Origin of the sequence: Pseudomonas sp. EpS/L25 (assembly GCF_001512295.1) — a bacterium.
In the GTDB taxonomy this organism is placed as follows: domain Bacteria; phylum Pseudomonadota; class Gammaproteobacteria; order Pseudomonadales; family Pseudomonadaceae; genus Chryseomonas.
On the sequence record NZ_LNUP01000002.1, the window covers coordinates 656,269 to 675,173 of the forward strand.

The window sequence follows — 18,905 nt, forward strand, 5'->3', positions numbered from 1 at the left end:
ATGGACGGTCGCTTTGACGACGCACGGGGCCTGGCCGCGGCCTTGACCGAATGGGCGCGGCTCGCCCCCGATCGGTTGGCTCTGCGCTTTCTCGACGAGCAGGGCGAAACCCCGCTGAGCTATCGCGAACTCGATGCCCGGGCGCGCGCCATCGCTCGCCGGCTGCTTGCCGAGGCGGAGCCCGGCGCGCGCGCCATCCTGCTGTATCCCAGCGGACCGGACTACGTGGCGGCCTTCTTCGGCTGTCTCTATGCCGGCGTCATCGCCGTGCCAGCCTACCCGCCGGAATCCCTGCGCCCGCAACACCTGGCCCGGCTGCACGGCATCCTCGCCGACTGCGCGCCACGCCTGGTGCTGACCCTGGGCAGCCTGCAGGAGAGCCTGCAGCAGGCCTGCGGCCAGGGCGCCGAGGCGCCTACCGTGCTGGCCACCGACGACCTGCCGGTGTCGACCGATTGGCAGCCGTGCCTGCCGGCGCCCGAGCAGATCGCCTTCCTGCAGTACACCTCAGGTTCCACCGCCACGCCCAAGGGCGTCGAGGTCACCCATGGCAACCTGGCGGCCAACGAAGCGGCCATCCGCCAGGGTTTCCACATCGGCAGCGACGACGTCATGGTCAGCTGGCTGCCGCTCTACCACGACATGGGCCTGATCGGCGGCCTGCTGCAGGCCATCTACAGCGGCATTCCCTGCGTGCTGATGTCGCCGCTGCATTTCCTGCAGCGTCCGGTGCGCTGGCTGCAGGCGGTGGCGCGCTATGGCGGCACGGTCAGCGGCGGACCCGATTTCGCCTATCGACTCTGCGCCGAGCGCCTGCGTGACAGCGCCGTGGCGGAGCTGGATCTGTCGCGCTGGCGGGTGGCCTTTTCCGGGGCGGAGCCGATTCGCCCGGACACCCTGGATCTGTTCGCCGAGCGCTTCGCGCCGGCCGGCTTCGCGCCGACCTCCTTCATGGCCTGCTACGGCCTGGCCGAGGCGACGCTCTACGTGAGCGGCGGCGCCCCGGGTGAAGGGATCGGGCGGCGTGGTTTTTCCCGCGACGCCCTGGCCGCCGGGCGTGCCGAGATGGGCATTGACCTGCAACTGGCCGCCTGCGGCCAGGCCTGTCCCGGCCAGCAACTGCTGCTGGTGGATGCCGACAGCGGCGCGCTGACGCCGGCCGGTCAGGTCGGCGAGATCTGGACCAGCGGCCCCAGCGTGGCGCGCGGTTACTGGCGTAATCCCGCGGCGACCGCCGCGACCTTCGTCGAGCGCGATGGGCGGCGCTGGCTGCGCACCGGCGACCTGGGCGTGCTGCTGGATGGAGAGCTCTATGTCACCGGCCGGCTGAAGGACGTGCTGATCCTGCGCGGTCAGAATCTCTATCCCCAGGACATCGAGCTGACCGTGGAAACCGCGGCGCCGGTGTTACGCAAGGGGCGGGTGGCGGCCTTCGCCGTGAGCGATGCCAGCGGCATGCCGGGCATCGGCATCGCCGCCGAGGTCGCGCGCAACCGGTTGCGCGATCTGGACGTCGCCGCGCTGGTCGCCGGCATCCGCCAGGCGGTGGCCGAGGTACATGGCGAGGCGCCGCAGCAGGTGGCGTTGCTGGAGCCGGGCGGCATGCCCAAGACCTCCAGCGGCAAGTTGCAGCGCTCGGCCTGCCGCCGCCTGCTGGAGGCCGGCGAGTTGCCGCTGCTGGCCCCGGCGGCGCCGGTCGCGACCGCGGTCGACGACCTGGACGAGCTGGAAGGCCGCCTGGCCGATCTCTGGGAAGAGCTGCTGGACGTCCGTCCGCAACAGCGCGCCGCGCATTTCTTCGCCCTCGGCGGCAATTCGCTGAAGGCGGTACAACTGACCAGTCGGGTGCGCGAACGACTGGGCCTGGAACTGCCGCTGGCGACGCTGTTCGCGGCACCGACGCTGGGCGAGCTGGCCCGCCAGTTGGGCACGGCGACCACGGGTGCCGACCCGGTCCTGGTAGCGGTCGCCGAGCACGAGCATCGCCAACTGTCCCCGGCGCAGAATCGCCTGTGGTTCCTCTGGCGCCTGGAGCCGGACAATACCGCCTACAATCTGGCCGGGCGCCTGCAGTTGCGCGGTACCCTGGAGCACCAGGCGCTGCAGGAGGCACTGGATGCACTGGTCGCCCGCCATGCCCCCCTGCGCACCCGGGTGATCGAGCGGGCGGGTCAGCCCGAGGCCGAGGTGCTGTCGGCGGCACCCGTCGAGATACTGTATCTGCAGGGCGATACCGCGCTGCTCGATCAGGCGGCCGACGCCCCCTTTGCCCTGGACACGGGACCCTTGTTGCGCGTCCAGGTGCTGTCCACGGGCGATCACCGGTACACCCTGCAGCTCTGCACCCACCATATCGCCGCGGACGGCTGGTCGCTCAATCTGCTGCTGGAGGAATTTGCCGAGGGTTATCGGGCGGCGCTTCAGGGCCGCCAGCCCGGCTGGACGCCGCTGGCCGTCGCCTACGGTGACTTCGCCCGTTGGCAGCGGGCACGCCTGGCCGGTGCCGAGGGCGAACGCCAGCTGCGCCATTGGCAACAGCGCCTGGCCGAGGTGCCCGAGGTGCTGGCGCTGCCGCTGGATCGACCGCGCACCTCGGCGGCCCAGGGACCGGCCGCCGAGGTGGCCGTGACCCTGGACGCCACGCAGGTCGAGGCGCTGCGGCAACTGGCCATCGCGCGCGGGGTGACCTTGCCCATGCTGCTGCTGGCGGCCTTCCAGCAGGTCTTGAGCCGCTATGGCCGCCAGCGCGATTTCTGCATCGGCGTGACCACCGCCGGCCGCAGTCGCCGCGAACTGGAGCCGCTGGTGGGCTTCTTCGTCAACCTCTTGCCGCTACGCCTGAGCCTGGCCGAGGAGGCCACGGTCGGTACCCTGCTGACCCAGGTCCGCGACGAACTGCTGGCGGCCCAGGCCCACGGCGAGCTGCCATTCGAGCAGATCGTCGAGGCGCTGCATCCGCAACGTCTGGCCGGCACCCATCCGCTGTTCCAGGTGGTCTACGACCACCAGTGGCGTCCCGCTCCCGGGTTCGCTGCCTTGCCGGGCCTGGAATTGGAAGCGCTGGCGCTGGTCCAGCGACAGACGCCGTTCGATCTCGCGTTGCATACCCTGGAGTGCGGCGCCGTGCTGTCGGCACGCCTGGTCTATCGCCGCGACCTGTTCGAGCGCACGACCCTCGAGGCCTTGGCCGAACGCTGGCTGGCCCTGCTCGAACAGCTGGCCGCACCGGTGACCACCCTGGTGGCCCAGCTGCCCTGGCAGAGCCCGGCCCAGGCCCGGGCGCAGGTCCTCGCCTGGAATCAGCGACCATGCCAGGTGCAGCCGGGACTGCGTTGGACCCATGCGGACCTGGCCGGTCTGATCGAGGCCCAGGCCGCCTGCCGGCCGCAGGCCATCGCCGTGACCTGTGGTGCGGCGCAGCTCTGCTATGCCGATCTCAATGCCCGGGCCAATGCCCTGGCCCACGAGCTGCAGCGTCGCGGCGTCGGTGCCGAGGTACTGGTCGGCCTGGCGGTGGAACGTTCGCTGGAGCTGGTGGTGGGCCTGCTGGCCATCCTCAAGGCCGGCGGTGCCTATCTGCCGCTCGATCCGGGCTATCCGGCGCAGCGCCTGGCCTTCATGTGCGACGACAGTGGGGTGCACCTGCTGTTGACCAGCCGCGGCCTGCTGGACGACCAGCCCTGGGCACGGGAGCGGGACACCCTCTACCTGGATGACTGGGCGGAACGCCGGAGCGCGGCCAATCCGTCGCGCCGGGTGCTACCTGAGCAGTTGGCCTACGTCATTTATACCTCGGGCTCCACCGGTACGCCCAAGGGCGTTCAGGTCACCCAGGGCAACGTGCTGCGCCTGTTCGAGAGCGCCTCGGCGGAGTTCCGCTGCGATGCCCGGGATGTCTGGACGCTGTTCCACGCCTACGCCTTCGACTTCTCGGTCTGGGAGATCTTCGGCGCCTTGCTGCACGGTGGTCGCCTGGTGGTCGTGCCCTGGCTGACCAGTCGTTCGCCCCAGGCGCTGCAGGCCTTGCTGCAGGAGGAGGGCGTCACGGTGCTGAACCAGACGCCGTCGGCGTTCCGCGGTCTGATCCCGGTGGCGGTGGCCGATCCGCGGCCATCACCGCTGCGCTACGTGATCTTTGGCGGTGAAGCCTTGGAACCGGCGCTGCTGCGGCCCTGGTTCGAGCGCTTTGGTGTCGAGCGGCCGCGCCTGGTGAACATGTATGGCATTACCGAGACCACTGTCCATGTCACGGCTCGGGCCTTGGCGGCGGCCGATCTGGACGGCCCCAGCCTGATCGGCACGCCCCTGGCGGATCTCGACTGGTACCTGCTCGACGAATATGGAGAACCGGTCCCGCCGGGCATGGTGGGCGAGCTGTACGTCGGCGGGGCGGGTCTGGCTCGGGGCTACCTTGGCCGCCCGGGCCTTACCGCGGAGCGTTTCATCTCCCATCCCTGGGCCGAGGGCGCACGGCTGTATCGCACCGGCGACCTGGCGCGCTGGTCGCCGGAAGACGGCATGCAATACCTGGGGCGTGCCGACCGCCAGGTCCAGCTCCGGGGATTCCGCATCGAATTGGGCGAGGTGGAGGCCCAGCTGCGGGCCATCCCCGGCGTAGCCGACGCCCTGGTCCGGATGCGTCGCGATCCCAGCGGCGCCGAGGTGCTGGTCGGCTATGCGCTGGCCAAGAGCGGTATGGCCCTGGCCGAAGCCGGGTTGCGGGAGTGCCTGCGTCAGGCGTTGCCCGCCCAGGCCATCCCGGCGCGGCTGTTCGTCCTGCCGCGATGGCCCCTCACCGTCAACGGCAAGCTCGACGAGGCGGGGTTGCCCGAACCCCAGCAGGATAACGGCCAGGAGCGTCGATACCAGCCGCCCCAGGGCGCCACCGAGACGGTCCTGGCCGAGCTCTGGGCCCAGGCGCTGGGCCGTGTCCGGGTGAGTCGTTCGGCCAATTTCTTCGAGCTGGGTGGGCACTCGCTGCTGGCCGTCCAGTTGCTGGCGCGGATCAACGAACGCTTCGGCGTCGAGTTGCCACTGCGTGAGCTGTTCGCCACGGCCGACCTGGCCGAGCTGGCCCGGCGCCTCGAGCAGGCGCAGCCACACGCCCCGACCACCGCCGTCGACCAGGAAGTCGCCGCCGCCCTGGCCGCCCTCGAAGGGCTGTCCGAAGCCGAATTACTGGCGCTCGCCGAGCGCGCGGATCAAGAGAATCTGTCATGAACGACCTCACGCACTCCCTGCAGCAGCTCACCCCCGCCCAGCGTCGGGCGCTGACCGCCGTGCTGGCGAAAAAAGGCATCGATATCTCCGAGCGCCTGCCCATCCCCCGCGCCGATCGGGCTCGGCCGCTGCCCCTGACCGGTTTGCAGCAGCGTCTGTGGTTCCTCTGGCGCCTGGACCCGCACAGTCCGGCCTACAACATCGCCGGCGCCCTGGAGCTGGAGGGGGCGCTGGACCAGACCCGCCTGCAAGGCGCCCTGCAGGCCCTGGTGCAGCGCCACGAAAGTCTGCGCACTCGGCTCTATGAGGATGCCCAGGGGACCTGGCAGCGCATCGACGAGCGCTGCGACCTACCACTGGAGCAGCTCGATCTGACGACTGTGCCGGAGCGTGCCGCGGCGCAGCGCGAGGCCTTCGCGCTGCGGCCCTTCGATCTGGAGCGCGGTCCCTTGTTGCGGGTGCAACTGGTGCGTCTGGCCGCGGAGCGCCATCAGTTGCTGGTGAGCCTGCATCATGTGGTGGCCGACGGCGTCTCGGTGGCGATCTTCCTGCGCGAACTGGCGGCGCTCTATGGCGAGCCGCAGGCCGCGCTGCCGCCGCTGCCGGTGCAATTCGCCGACTACGCCAGCTGGCAGCAGCAGCGCCTGGCCGCTGGCGAGGCCGAGCGCCAGCGCCAGTGGTGGCGTGACTATCTGGGGACGGAGCCGCCGGTACTGCCGTTGTCACTCGACCATCCGCGACCGCCGCAGCTCGATACCCAGGGCGCCCGGTTGCGCCTGGGCCTGGCGGCGTCGACCGTGGCTGCCCTGCGCCAGCGCGGCCAGGCCCAGGGCATCACCTTGCCGCACCTGCTGCTGGGCGGCTTCATGCTGTTGCTGCAACGCCATGCCGGGCAGCGCGACGTGCGCCTCGGCATGCCGGTCGCCGGGCGTGCCCGGGCCGAGACCAGCGACCTGATCGGCTGCTTCGTCAATACCCTGGTGCTGCGCGCGCCGCGTGCCTCGGGCTTGAGCCTGGGCGGCTTCCTGGCCACGCTGCAACGTGAGGCGCTGGACGCCCAGAGCCAAGGCGAATTGCCCCTGGAGCGACTGTTCGAGGGCTCGGCGGCCGAGCGTGGCGCTACCGGTAACGCGCCCTTCCAGGTGCTGTTCAACCATCAGCGGCGCGACGCCTGGCAACTGCCGACGATGGCGGGGCTGCAGGCCCGGTTGCTCGAAGAGACGCCGCCGGTAGCCAAGTTTGACTTGGCGCTGGATGCCCTGGAGCAGGCCGATGGCCGGCTGGATTGTGAGTTCACCTATGCCAAGGCGCTGTTCGAGGAGGCCACCGTCGCTCGTCTGCTGGCGGACTATCGCGCGGTGCTGGATGCCTTGCTGGCCACGCCTTGGGAGCGAGCGGTCGCCGACCTCGCCTGGCTGGCACCGGCCGATCTGCATGGGGATGCCGCGGGCCGCTGGTCGCGCAGCGGTATCGTCGGTCGTATCGTCGCCCAGGCCGAGCGGCAACCCGAACGACCCGCGTTGCTGGCCGACCAGGGAGCGCTCAGCTATGCCGAGCTGCACCGGCGCAGCGAGCGAATGGCCGCCGCCCTGTGGCGGCTCGGGCTGCAAGCCGAAGAGCGGGTGGCGGTGGCGCTTCCGCGCGGTCTCGACCTGCCGGTGGCCCTGCTCGCCGTGCTCAAGGCAGGTGGCGCCTATGTGCCGCTGGACATCGACTATCCACGCGAACGCCTGGCCTATCTGCTGCAGGACTGTGGCGCGCGCTGGGTGCTGACCACCCGCGCGGTGGCGGGCTGCCTGCCGCTGCCGCCGGAGGTGCAGTGCCTGGACGTGGCCGAGCTGCTGGACGAGGAGGGGGCGCCGCCGTCCCGGCCGGTCATCCGCGCCGGGCAACTGGCCTATCTCATCTACACCTCCGGCTCCACCGGCCAGCCCAAGGGCGTCGCCGTGGCCCATGGCGAACTGGACATGCACTGCCAGGCCATCGGCGAGCGCTATGGCCTGGGGCCGGCGGATCGCGAGTTGCTCTTCATGTCGTTCGCCTTCGACGGCGTGCAGGAGCGTTGGCTGGCGACCCTGGCCCATGGCGGCAGCCTGGTGCTGCGCGGCGACGAGCTCTGGACACCGGAGCAGACCCAGGCGGCGCTGCAGCGCTTCGGGGTGACGGTGGCGGCCTTTCCGCCGGCCTACCTGCAGCAGCTCGCCGAGCATGCCGAGCAGGTCGGTTGGGCGCCGCCGGTACGGATCTACTGCTTCGGCGGCGATGCCGTGCCCGCGGCCAGCTACCAGAAGGCCTGGCAGGCACTGCGCCCGCAGCACCTGATCAACGGCTACGGTCCCACCGAGACGGTGATCACGCCGCTGCTGTGGAAGGCGCAGCCGGACCAGGCCTGTGGTGCCGCCTATGCGCCCATCGGCACGGCCGTCGGCGAGCGGCGGCTCTACATCCTGGATGCCGACCTGCAACCCGTTCCGCCCGGGGTTGCCGGCGAATTGCACATCGGCGGTCCGGGCCTCGCACGTGGCTACCTGAATCGACCGGGGCTCACCGCGGAGCGCTTCATCGCCGACCCCTTCCTGGCCGGCGGGCGCATGTACCGCACCGGTGACCGGGTACGGCAACGGGCGGATGGTGCCCTGGACTATCTTGGTCGTCTCGACGGCCAGTTGAAGATCCGCGGCTTTCGTATCGAGTCCGGCGAGGTGGAGGCGCAGTTGCGCCGGCTGCCGGGGGTGCGTGAGGCGGTGGTGGAGGCGGTCGAGGGCAACCAGGGCCGTTACCTCGCCGCCTACGTGACCGCCCAGGCCGGGGCGACGCTGGAAAGCCGGGCCCTGCGTGAGGCCCTGCGCCTGCAACTGCCCGACTATCAGATACCCAGCCAGATCCTGGTGTTGGATGCCTTGCCGCTGTCACCCAATGGCAAGGTGGATCGCCGCCGGCTACCGGCCCCAGCCACGACCACCGCGCCGCGCGAAGCACCGCGGGGTGCGTTGGAGATCCGGGTGGCGGCGCTCTGGCAAGAGTTGCTGGAGGTGCCGGCCCTGGAGCGCACCGACGATTTCTTCGACCTGGGCGGACATTCCCTGCTGGCCACCCGCCTGGTGGCGCGGCTCAAGTTCGAGCTGGGGCTGGAGTGCCCGCTGCGCTGGGTGTTCGAAACGCCGGTGTTCGCCGACTTGGTGCAGCGCCTGGCGACGCCGGCCGCGGCATCCACCGCGCCGCCGTTGCGCCGGTTGGACGACAGTCAGGCGCCGGTGGCCTCACCGGCGCAGAGCCGCCTGTGGTTTCTCTGGCGGCTCGACCCCGAGAGTGCGGCCTACAACATCCCGGCCGCCCTGCGTCTGCAGGGGCCGCTGGTGCGGAGCGCCCTGGAGCGGACCTTCAGTGCCCTGGTGGCGCGTCACGAGAGCCTGCGTACCCTGTTCGGCGAGCATGACGGCCAGGTCCGGCCGCGCGTGCAGCCGGCCAGCGACCAGGCCATCGCGCTGCAGGACCTGCGCGAACTGGATGCGGCCGCCCGGGAGTGGGAAGTCGCCCGCCTGGCCCGGGAGGAGGCCCTGCGGCCCTTCGACCTGGAGCAGGGACCGCTGCTCCGCCTGCGCCTGCTGCGCCTGGACGAGCAGGAGCACGTGCTGCTGCTGACCCTGCACCACATCGCCGCCGATGGTTGGTCCCTGGCGATCCTCATCGAGGAGTTCGCCAGCGCCTACAGTGCCTATGCCGTGGATGAGGAACCCCGTTTCGCGCCGCTGCCGGTGCGCTACCAGGACTTCGCCCACTGGCAGCAGGCGCTGCTGGCCGGCGACGAGGGACAGCGGCAACTGGACTACTGGACCCGCCGGCTGGGCGAGGTGCACCACGAACCTCTGCACCTGCCCACCGATCGCCCGCGGCCCGCGGTGCAGAGCCTGCAGGGCGCGAGCCTGCCCTTCGCCCTGACTGGCGAAGAAGGGGCGGCCTTGAGAGCCCTGGCCCGGGCCCAGGACACCACCCTGTTCACCGTCCTGCTGGCCGCCTTCCAAATCCTGTTGGCGCGCTACAGCGGCCAGTCCGAGATCAGCGTGGCGGTGCCGGTGGCCAACCGCACCCGGCAGGAGATCGAACGGGTGGTGGGCTTCTTCGTCAACACCCAGGTGCTGCGCTGCCCGGTGCGGCTGGAGGAGGGCTTCGACCGGCTGCTCGGATACGCCCGCCAGGCGGTACAGGAGGCCCAGGCCAACCAGGACCTGCCCTTCGAGCAACTGGTGGAGGCGCTGCAACCCGAGCGCAGCCTGGCGCACAATCCGTTGGTGCAGGTGAAGTTCAACTTCGGCTTCGATCTGTCCGCGCTGCCCAGTCCGGCCGGGCTGCAGCTGTCGCTGGTCGACGAAGCCCAGTACGGCGCTCGCTTCGACCTGGCGCTGGACCTGGCCGAGGCGGCCAGCGGCGAAGGTCTCAAGGGGGCCTTCACCTATGCCACCGACCTGTTCGACGAGGCCAGCGTCCAGGCCCTGGCCGAGCATTTCCGCGGCTGGCTGCGGGCGCTGGTCGCCGCGCCGACCCGCCCGCTGCGCGAGCTGGAAGTGCCCGGTGCCATGGCGCGGCTGGCCGGCGAGACCCTGGCGCAGGCCGGCGGCAGTTGGCTGGAATCCTTCGCCCATTGGTGCGGCCAGACCCCCACGGCAGCCGCCCTGCGCGATGGGCGCGGCGCCCTGAGCTATGCCGAGCTGGACGCCACCGCCGCGCACCTGGCGCAGCGGCTGGTCGCTGCCGGCGTGGCGCCTGGGCAGCGGGTCGGCCTCTGCCTGCCGCGTGGCCGTGACTGGATCACCGCGTTGCTGGCGGTACACCGGGCTGGCGCCGTCTGCGTCGCGCTGGACCCGCGCCAGCCCACGGCCCGCTTGCAGGAGCTGCTCGACGAGAGCGGCGCGGTCAAGGTGTTGGTGGCCGCCGCGGAGGAGGGGGCTCGCTTCGCGGGCCGGGCATTGAGCGTCCACGGCGAGGCAGCGGACGCGGCGCCGCGCGTCACGCCGATCATGCCTGCTGCCAGCGATCCGGCCTATGTGGTCTTCACCTCCGGCTCCACCGGCCGGCCCAAGGGCGTGCTGGTCAGCCATGGCGCCCTACTGAACTACACCCAGGCCCTGGCCCGCCGGCTCCAGCCCGAGGCGGGCGAATGCCAGGCGATGCTGTCGTCGGTGGCGGCGGATCTGGGCTACACCACGGTGTTCGGCGCCCTGACCAGCGGTGGCTGCCTCTATTTGCCCGACGACGATACGGTCGCCGATGCCGAGCGCCTGGCCCTGGCGCTGGAAGAGGCACGGGTCGCCGTGCTCAAGATCGTCCCTGGTCACCTGGGCGGGCTGCTCGCCGCGGCGCCCGAGCCGCTTGCCCTGCTGCCGCGGCGCCTGCTGGTGCTGGGCGGCGAGGCCTGCGAGCCTGAGTTGCTGGCGCGGATCCGCACGCTGGCCCCGGCGTTGCGCATCGTCAATCACTACGGCCCGACCGAGACTACCGTTGGGGTCCTGACCCACGAATGGCCGGCTGGAATCCAGGTACCGGCCCGGCTGCCCGTCGGTCGGCCCCTGGCCAACACCCGGATCTGCCTGCTGGATGACCACCTGAATCCCGTGCCGCCGGGCATGGTCGGCGAACTCTATATCGGCGGCGCGGGCTTGGCCGTCGGCTACCTGGGCCAGCCGGGACTCACGGCAGAGCGCTTCGTCGCCGATCCCCATGTGGCCGGTGAACGCCTCTATCGCACCGGGGATCGCGCCCGGCTGAACGCGCAGAGCGCCATCGAATTCCTTGGGCGGACCGATGACCAGGTCAAGATCCGCGGTTATCGCGTCGAACCTGCCGAGCTGGGGCGGGTGCTGGCCAGCCTGCCGGGAGTCGCCGACGCCTGGGCATTGGCCGAGCGCCCCGCAGGACAGCCGGCGCGGCTGCTGGCCTACTGCGTCGCGCCTGGGCAGAGCGTCGAGGCCCTCCGCCAGGCCCTGGCCGAACGCCTGCCGGCACCCTTGCTGCCCGCCCGACTGCAGCGGGTCGAACGCATCCCGCGCACGGCCAACGGCAAGGTCGATCGCCAGGCCCTGGCGCGGGTCGCTGCGGTCGAGGCCGCAGGCGTCGCACCAGCAGCGGCCTTGACGCCACTCGAACGCCAGCTGGCCGAGGTCTGGCAGCAGGTGCTCAAGCGCGACAGGCTGGGGCCGGACGATAATTTCTTCGAACTGGGTGGCGATTCCATTCTCAGCCTGCAGATCGTCGCGCGGATCCGCAAACTGGGCTACAGGCTCACCCCGCGGCAGCTGTTCGAGCGCCAGACGGTGCGCCAGCTCGCACGCCAGCTGGAGCCCGCTACTCCGCCCGAGGTCGTCCCGGACGCTCTGGAAGGCCAGCTCATGGCCATCTGGCAGCAGGTGCTCAAGCGCGACCACATAGGCCTGGACGAAAACTTCTTCGAACTGGGCGGTGATTCCATTCTCAGCCTGCAGATCGTCGCGCGCGTCCGCAAACTGGGCTACAAACTCACCCCGCGGCAGCTGTTCGAGCGCCAGACCCTGCGCCAGCTGGCCCAGGGGCTGGAAGCTAGCCGTACCGCGGCGGAGCCCGCACCAGACGCGAGTATCCGCGCGATCGCCGCCACGCCGATCCAGGCGCGCTTCTTCGCCGAGGTGCCGGCACCGCTGCGCCAGCGCTGGAACCAGAGCGTCCTGTTGACGCCGCGTCAGCCCCTGCAGCGGGCGGCCCTGCTGGTCGCGCTGAGCCAGGTGCTGGCGCGCCATCCGGTGCTGAGCCTGGTATTCACCGACGCCGCGCCCTGGACGGCCCGCGCCGGCCAGCCCCAGGCCGTGGCAGACCTGCTGTGGGTTCGCGAGGTGGCCGATGCCGCGGCCTTCGCCGAGCAGGTCGACGCGGCCCAGGGCAGCCTGAACATCCATGCCGGTCCGCTGTTGCGGCTGCTGCACCTGCGCCTGGCGGACGGCAGCGAGCGGCTGCTGCTGGTCATTCACCATCTGGTGGTGGATGCCGTGTCCTGGCGGGTGCTGCTGGAAGAATTGCAACTGGCCTATCGGCAGGTGCTTGCGCCGACGGGTTCCGGACAGGGGGAGGACGGTGAGGGCAGCAGCTTCGCCGAGTGGTCGGCCCAGCTGCAGCGCCTGGCCAGCAGCCCCGAGCTGCTCGCCGAGCTGCCCTACTGGCAGGCCTGCCTGCAGGATGCGCCGTGCCTTCCCCCAGGCGATCCCCAGGCGCCAGCGACCTGGGCCCAGGTCGCCGAGGCCCGCTTCGCCCTGGATGCGACCACCACCCGGTGCCTACTGGAGGAGGCGAGTCGCGCCTATCGCACCCGCATCAACGAGCTGCTGCTGACCGCCCTGGGCCGCGCCTTGGGCGCCTGGAGCGACCAGACCGAGGCGCTGGTCCTGCTGGAAGGCCACGGTCGTGAGCAACCGAGCGCCGATACCGACCTGGTGCTGGACCGCACCCTGGGCTGGTTCACCAGTCTCTACCCGGTGCGCCTGCCGGGTGGCGGCGAGCGGCTGGCCAACCTCAAGCTGGTCAAGGAATACCTGCGCCAGGTGCCTCGCGGCGGGATCGGCTACGGGGTGCTGCGCTACCTGAGCGCGCAGGGCACCACGCTGGCCGCCCTGCCGCAGCCGACGCTCACCTTCAACTACCTGGGGCAGTTCGACCAGGCGTTCGGCGACGAGGCGCTGTTCAGCCTGGCGCCCGAGTCGCCCGGGCGAACCGTCGAGCCGGCGGCGCCCCTGGGCAATCGCCTGACCCTCAGCGGCAAGGTCCTCGACGGTCGTCTCGGCTTCGCCCTGAGCTACAGCTCGGCCCAGTATGGGCGTGCCGACATCGAGACTCTCCTGCACCTGTTCCAAGGAGAACTCGAAGCCCTGGTCGAGCTGTGCCTGAACACGCCGCGCGGCGGCCTGACGCCCAGTGACGTACCCCTGGCCGGTCTCGACCAGGAGCAGCTTGATCGCTTGCCGTTGCCCCTGGCCGAGGTGGGCGATCTCTATCCGCTGTCGCCGTTGCAGCAGGGGCTGCTGTTCCATGCCCTGGACCGGCCTGGCGCTGGGCTCTACGTCAACCAGCTGGCGGTGACCCTCGACGGCCTGGATGCCGACCTGTTCGTGCGGGCCTGGCGCGCCGTCCAGCAGCGCCATGCCATCCTGCGTACCGGCTTCCTGGTGCCAGGTGGCGCGGCGGCGTTGCGCGAGCCGCTGCAGTGGGTCAGTCAGGCACCCGAGTTGCCGGTGACCCTGCTCGACTGGCGTGGGCGCGATGTCGACGCCATGGCGCTGGATCAACTGGCCCGGGCCCAGCGCGCCGAGCCCTTCGACCTGGCCCGGCCGCCGTTGCAGCGCCTGGCGCTGGTGCAACTGGACGAGCAGCGCTACCGCCTGGTCTGGACCTGCCACCATCTGCTGCTGGACGGCTGGAGCAGCAGCCGGATGCTCGGCGAAGTCTTGGCGCATTACGACGGACGGACGCCTGGTGCACCCGCCGGGCAGTTCCGCGACTACATTGCCTGGCTGCAGGCGCAGGATGCGCAGGCGGGCGCCGACTTCTGGCAGGCCCGGCTCGCCGACCTGGACGGCGCCACCCGCCTGGCCGACGCCCTGCCGTTAGCGTCGGCCGGGCCGGCGGAGGAGCCGGCCGAGCCCCTGGTCGCGGTCTTGGATACGGCCAGTACCCAGCGCCTGCAGGCCTTCGCCCAGGCCCGGCGAGTCACCCTCAACACCCTGTTGCAGGCGGCCTGGATACTGCTGCTGCAGCGTTACACCGGGCAGGCCCAGGTGTGCTTCGGTGCCACCGTGGCGGGACGCCCGGCGAGCCTGCCGGGCGCCGAGGAACTGCTGGGCCTGTTCATCAATACCTTGCCCATCGTCCAGCGGCCCGCTTCGGCGGCGACCCTGGGCGAGTGGCTGCCGCAGCTGCAGGCCTACAACCTGGAGGTGCGCGAGCACGAGCAGGTACCGCTGCACGAGATCCAGCGCCTGGCGGGCCATGCCGGGCACGGACTGTTTGACACCCTCTTGGTGTTCGAGAACTTCCCCCTGGAAGCGGCCCTGGCCAGTCCCCATCCGCGGCTGCGCATCGGCACGCCGAGCCATGTCGATGGCGTGCACTATCCCCTGGCGCTGATCGCCAGCGCGGGCGAGCAACTGCAGCTCATATACAGCTATCGCCCCGAGCGCTTCAGCCGCGCCACGGTGCAACGCCTGGCGGCGGCCTTCGAGACGCTGTTGATCGAGTTGCCCGCCCTAGTCGACCAGCCGCTGGGTGAGCTGTGCCTGTTGGACGCCAGCGAACGCCAGGCCCAGGTCGAGGCGCGCAACCAGACCGCCGTGGCCTATCCGCGTACACCGTTGCTGCCGGCGCTGCTGGCCGAGCAGGCGCGGCGCAGCCCCCAGGCCCTGGCCGTGGTCCAGGGCGCGCGGCGCCTGGACTACGCCGAATTCGACGCCGAGGCCAACCGTCTGGCGCACTGGCTGATTGCCCAGGGCGTGGGCCCCGACGTCCTGGTAGGGGTGGCCGCCGAGCGCTCGGTGGAACTGGTGCTGGCCCTGGTGGCGGTGCTCAAGGCCGGCGGCGCTTACGTGCCGCTGGACCCGGATCATCCCGCCGAGCGCCTGGCCTATCAGCTCGAAGACAGCCAGGTGCGGCTGCTGCTGACCCAAAGTCACCTGCAGGCCCGGCTGCCAACCACTAGCGTGCCGCAACTGCTGCTGGACGACCGCTCGGCCTGGCAGGACCAGCCGGCGCAGGCGCCCACCCCGGCGCTGCACGGCGAACACCTGGCCTATGTGCTCTACACCTCCGGCTCCACCGGCCGGCCCAAGGGCGCCGGCAACACCCAGGCGGCGCTGCTCAACCGCCTGCAGTGGATGCAGGAGGCGTTTCAACTGCGCGAAGGCCGGCGGGTGCTGCAGAAGACCCCGTTCAGCTTCGACGTCTCGGTGTGGGAATTCTTCTGGCCGCTACTGACCGGCGCCACCCTGGTGGTGGCCGAGCCGGGCGCCCACCGCGATCCACGGGCGCTGCGCGAGGTGATCGTGGCCGAAGGGGTGCAGGTGCTGCACTTCGTGCCGTCCATGCTGCAGGCCTTCCTGGCCGCTGGCGAACTGGCGCGCTGCCCGAGCCTGGACCAGGTGATCTGCAGTGGCGAGGCCCTGCCGCGCGAGCTGCAGCAGGCCTTCCACCAGGCCCACGGGGCCGCGTTGCACAACCTCTATGGTCCCACCGAGGCGGCCATCGACGTCAGCCATTGGCCGTGCGATCCCGCAGACGAGGGCCTGGCGGTGCCCATCGGCCGGCCCATCGCCAACCTGCGCCTGCTGGTGCTGGACCCCTGGCTGGCGCCGGTGCCGGACGGGGTGACCGGCGAGCTGTACATCGGTGGCGCGGGCCTGGCGCGCGGCTACCACGGCCGGCCCGGACTGACCGCCGAACGCTTCGTCGCCGATCCCTTCACGCCTGGAGCACGGCTGTACCGCACGGGTGACCTGGCGCGCTGGCGGGCGGACGGCGCCCTGGACTACCTGGGGCGGATCGATCACCAGGTGAAGATCCGCGGCCAGCGCCTGGAGCTGGGCGAGATCGAGGCGCGGCTGCGCGCCCATCCGGCGGTGGACGAAGCGGTGGTGGTGGCGCGGTCGGGCGAGGGTGGCCTGCACCTGGTGGGCTACGTGACCGGCACGGCCAAGGTCGAGGACCTGCGCGGCTGGCTGCGCGAGGCGCTGCCGGACGTCATGGTGCCGGCGCAGCTGCTGGTGCTGGAGGCCATGCCGCTGTCGGCCAACGGCAAGCTGGATCGCCAGGCCCTGCCGGAGCCCGGCTGGCAACCGCGGCTGCATCAGCCGCCCCGTACCGAGCTGGAAGCCCGCCTGGTGGCGATCTGGGAGGAGGTCTTCGCCAGCGCGCCCATCGGCGTCACCGACGACTTTTTCGAATTGGGCGGGCATTCCCTGCTGCTGACCCGCATCGGTCTGGCCATCCGTGAGCGCCTGGGCGTCGAACTGCCGTTCCAGCGGTTGTTCGAGGCCACCACGGTGGAACGTCTCGCCCTTGAATTGAGTACCGAATCCGGCACCGCGGCCCGCGACGAGCTGGCCCTGATGGACGACCTGCTGGACGAGTTGGAGAACCTGCAATGACCGATCTGCCCACGCCGGCCGCGCAACTGCGCGCCATCGCCGAGCGTCTCGCCGCGCTGCCCGAGGCGCGCCAACTCGACTTCCTGCGCCAGTTGCGGCAGAAGGGCGTGCGCCTGGAGCGGCTGCCCATCGTGCGCCAGGCGACGACCCGTGCGCCCTTGTCGGCCGCCCAGCGCCGGCTCTGGTTCCTCTGGCAGCTCGATCCCCAGAGCCCGGCCTACAACCTGCCCAGCGCCCTGCGCCTGCGCGGCTCCCTGGACAGGGTGGCCCTCGCCCGCACCTTCGCCGCCCTGGAGCGCCAGCACCCCAGCCTGAGGACCCTGTTCGAGACGGATGGCAACGCCGTCTGGCAACGCATCCGGCCGCCGGCCGAGGTCGCCCTCCAGGAGCTGTCGCTGGCGGCCCCGGAAGGCGCGGAGCGGGAGAGCGAAGCCCGCGAGCGCCTGCTGGCCGCCGCCCTGCAACCCTTCGACCTGGCCAAGGGGCCGCTGCTGCGGGTGACCCTGGTGCGCCTGGCCGCCGACGATCACCTGTTGCTGATCAATGTGCACCACATCATCGCCGATGGCTGGTCCCTGGACCTGCTGCAACGGGACTTCGCCACCCTCTACGCCGCCTACAGCGCCGGCGCGGAGCCTCGGCTCGCGACGCCCCCCATCGACTACAGCGATCATGCGCGCTGGCAGTCCCTGTGGTTGGCGGCAGGCGAGGGCGAGCGGCAACTGGCCTTCTGGCGTGAGCACCTGGGCGACGGCGACCGTCCCCTGGCCCTGCCCACCGATCGACCGCGACCGCCGCAGCAGAGCTACCGCGGTGCCAGCCGCACGCTGACCCTGACCGCCGCCGAGGTGACGGCGCTGCGCGAACTGGCGCGCGGCGCCGATGCCAGCCTGTTCATGGTGCTGCTGGCCGGCTTCAAGGCGGTACTGGCGCGCTTCAGCGGCCAGGGCGACATCCGCGTCGGCATCCCGGTGGCCGGGCGCACTCGCAGCGAAACCCGCGAGGTGGTAGGTCTCTTCGTCAATACCCAGGTGCTGCACAGCGACCTGACGCCCCGGCAATCCTTCGCCGACCTGCTGGGCGCGCTCCGGCGTAACGTGCTGGCTGCCCAGGATCACCAGGACCTGCCCTTCGAACAGGTGGTGGATGCGCTCCGTCCGGAGCGCAGCCTGGCGCACAATCCCTTGTTCCAGGTGGCCTACAACCACCTGGCGCGCCAGCTCCCGGCTACCACTCTGGGCGACCTGCGCCTGGAGCCGCTGCAACTGGACGGCGAGATCGCCAAGTTCGACCTGATGCTCACCACCGAAGAGCAGGGTACGGACGTGCGCCTGGTGCTGGCCTATGCCACCGACCTGTTCGAGGCCGCTACCGCCGAGCGCCTGCTGGAACATCTGCGGCGCCTGCTGGCCGCCGCCTGCCGCGCCCCACAGCGGGCGCTGGCCGACCTGGCGGAGCTGCCGGCGGCCGAATGGTCGGCCCTGCAAGGCTGGAACGCCACCGCCGCGCCGCTGCCCGACTGGCCCCTGACCCGTGCCTTCGAAGCCCAGGTCCGGCGCACGCCGACGGCCAGCGCCGTGGTCGCCGGCGACGTGGCGCTGGATTACGCCACCCTCAATCAGCGGGCCAACCGCCTGGCGCGTCTGCTGCGCGCCCGTGGCGTGGGTCCGGAGGTGGCGGTCGGGGTCGCTCTGGAGCGCACCCCCGAGTTGCTGGTGGCGCTGCTGGCGGTGCTCAAGGCCGGCGGCGCCTATGTGCCCCTGGATCCCGAGTTTCCCGCCGAGCGCCTGCGCCTGATGCTGGAGGACAGCCAGGCCGCGCTGCTGCTCACGCAGGCGTCGCTGCTGGCGGAACTGCCGGCCACGACGACGCCGACCTGGTGCCTGGATCGCGACGCCGCGGCGCTGGACCAGCAGGCCGACACCGACCTGGAGTGGACGCCCCGGGCCGAGGACCTTGCCTACGTCATCTACACCTCCGGCTCCACCGGCACGCCCAAGGGCGTGGCGGTGCGCCACGGCGGACTGGCCAACTTCCTCGCCAGCATGGCGCGGTCTCCGGGCCTGGCGGCCAGCGATCGACTGCTGGGTCTCACCTCGCTGTCCTTCGACATCGCCGGCCTGGAGCTGTATCTGCCGTTGCTGGTGGGCGCGCGGGTGGTGCTGGTCTCGCGGCTCCAGGCGCGCGACCCGGAACTGCTGCTGGGCGAGATCCGGCGCCAGGGCGTCAGCGTGATCCAGGCGACCCCCTCGACCTGGCGCCTGCTGCTGGAGCACCCGGATTTTGCCTGCCTCGACGGCTGTCGCCTGCTCTGCGGCGGCGAAGCCCTGCCGGAGGAACTGGCGAACCGCCTGGCCAACCAGGGCACGGCGCTGTGGAATCTCTATGGGCCGACCGAGACCACCATCTGGTCGGCGGCCTGTGCGGTGACTCCGGAGGGCCCGCCGAATCTCGGCCAGCCGCTGGCCAATACCAGCCTCTGGGTGCTGGACACGGCGCTCAATCCGGTCCCCCTGGGCGCCGCTGGCGAGC

At 71.2% G+C, this 18,905-nt stretch carries 3 protein-coding genes (1 of these 3 running past the window's edge); all 3 read left to right on the plus strand.

Features of this window, described 5'->3' with window-relative positions; translation table 11 throughout:
- Tightly spaced (each overlapping or abutting the next), the 3 genes in view from AR540_RS04215 to AR540_RS04225 form a layout consistent with a single transcriptional unit that may run on beyond the window.
- Positions 1-5,220 (plus strand): non-ribosomal peptide synthetase, encoded by a 5,220-nt coding sequence (locus AR540_RS04215; protein WP_059226587.1) that lies wholly within the window; start codon positions 1-3, stop codon positions 5,218-5,220.
- Positions 5,217-16,373 (plus strand): non-ribosomal peptide synthetase, encoded by an 11,157-nt coding sequence (locus tag AR540_RS04220; RefSeq protein WP_059226588.1) that lies wholly within the window; start codon positions 5,217-5,219, stop codon positions 16,371-16,373. Before AR540_RS04215 ends, AR540_RS04220 begins: the two co-directional genes overlap by 4 nt.
- On the plus strand, positions 16,370-18,905 hold the start of the coding sequence (locus tag AR540_RS04225) for a non-ribosomal peptide synthetase (RefSeq protein WP_059226589.1). Its footprint extends 8,387 nt past the window's final position; 2,536 of the gene's 10,923 nt are visible here — the first part of the coding sequence; the start codon lies at positions 16,370-16,372; the stop codon falls past the right edge of the window. The genes AR540_RS04220 and AR540_RS04225 overlap by 4 nt, the downstream gene beginning before the upstream one ends.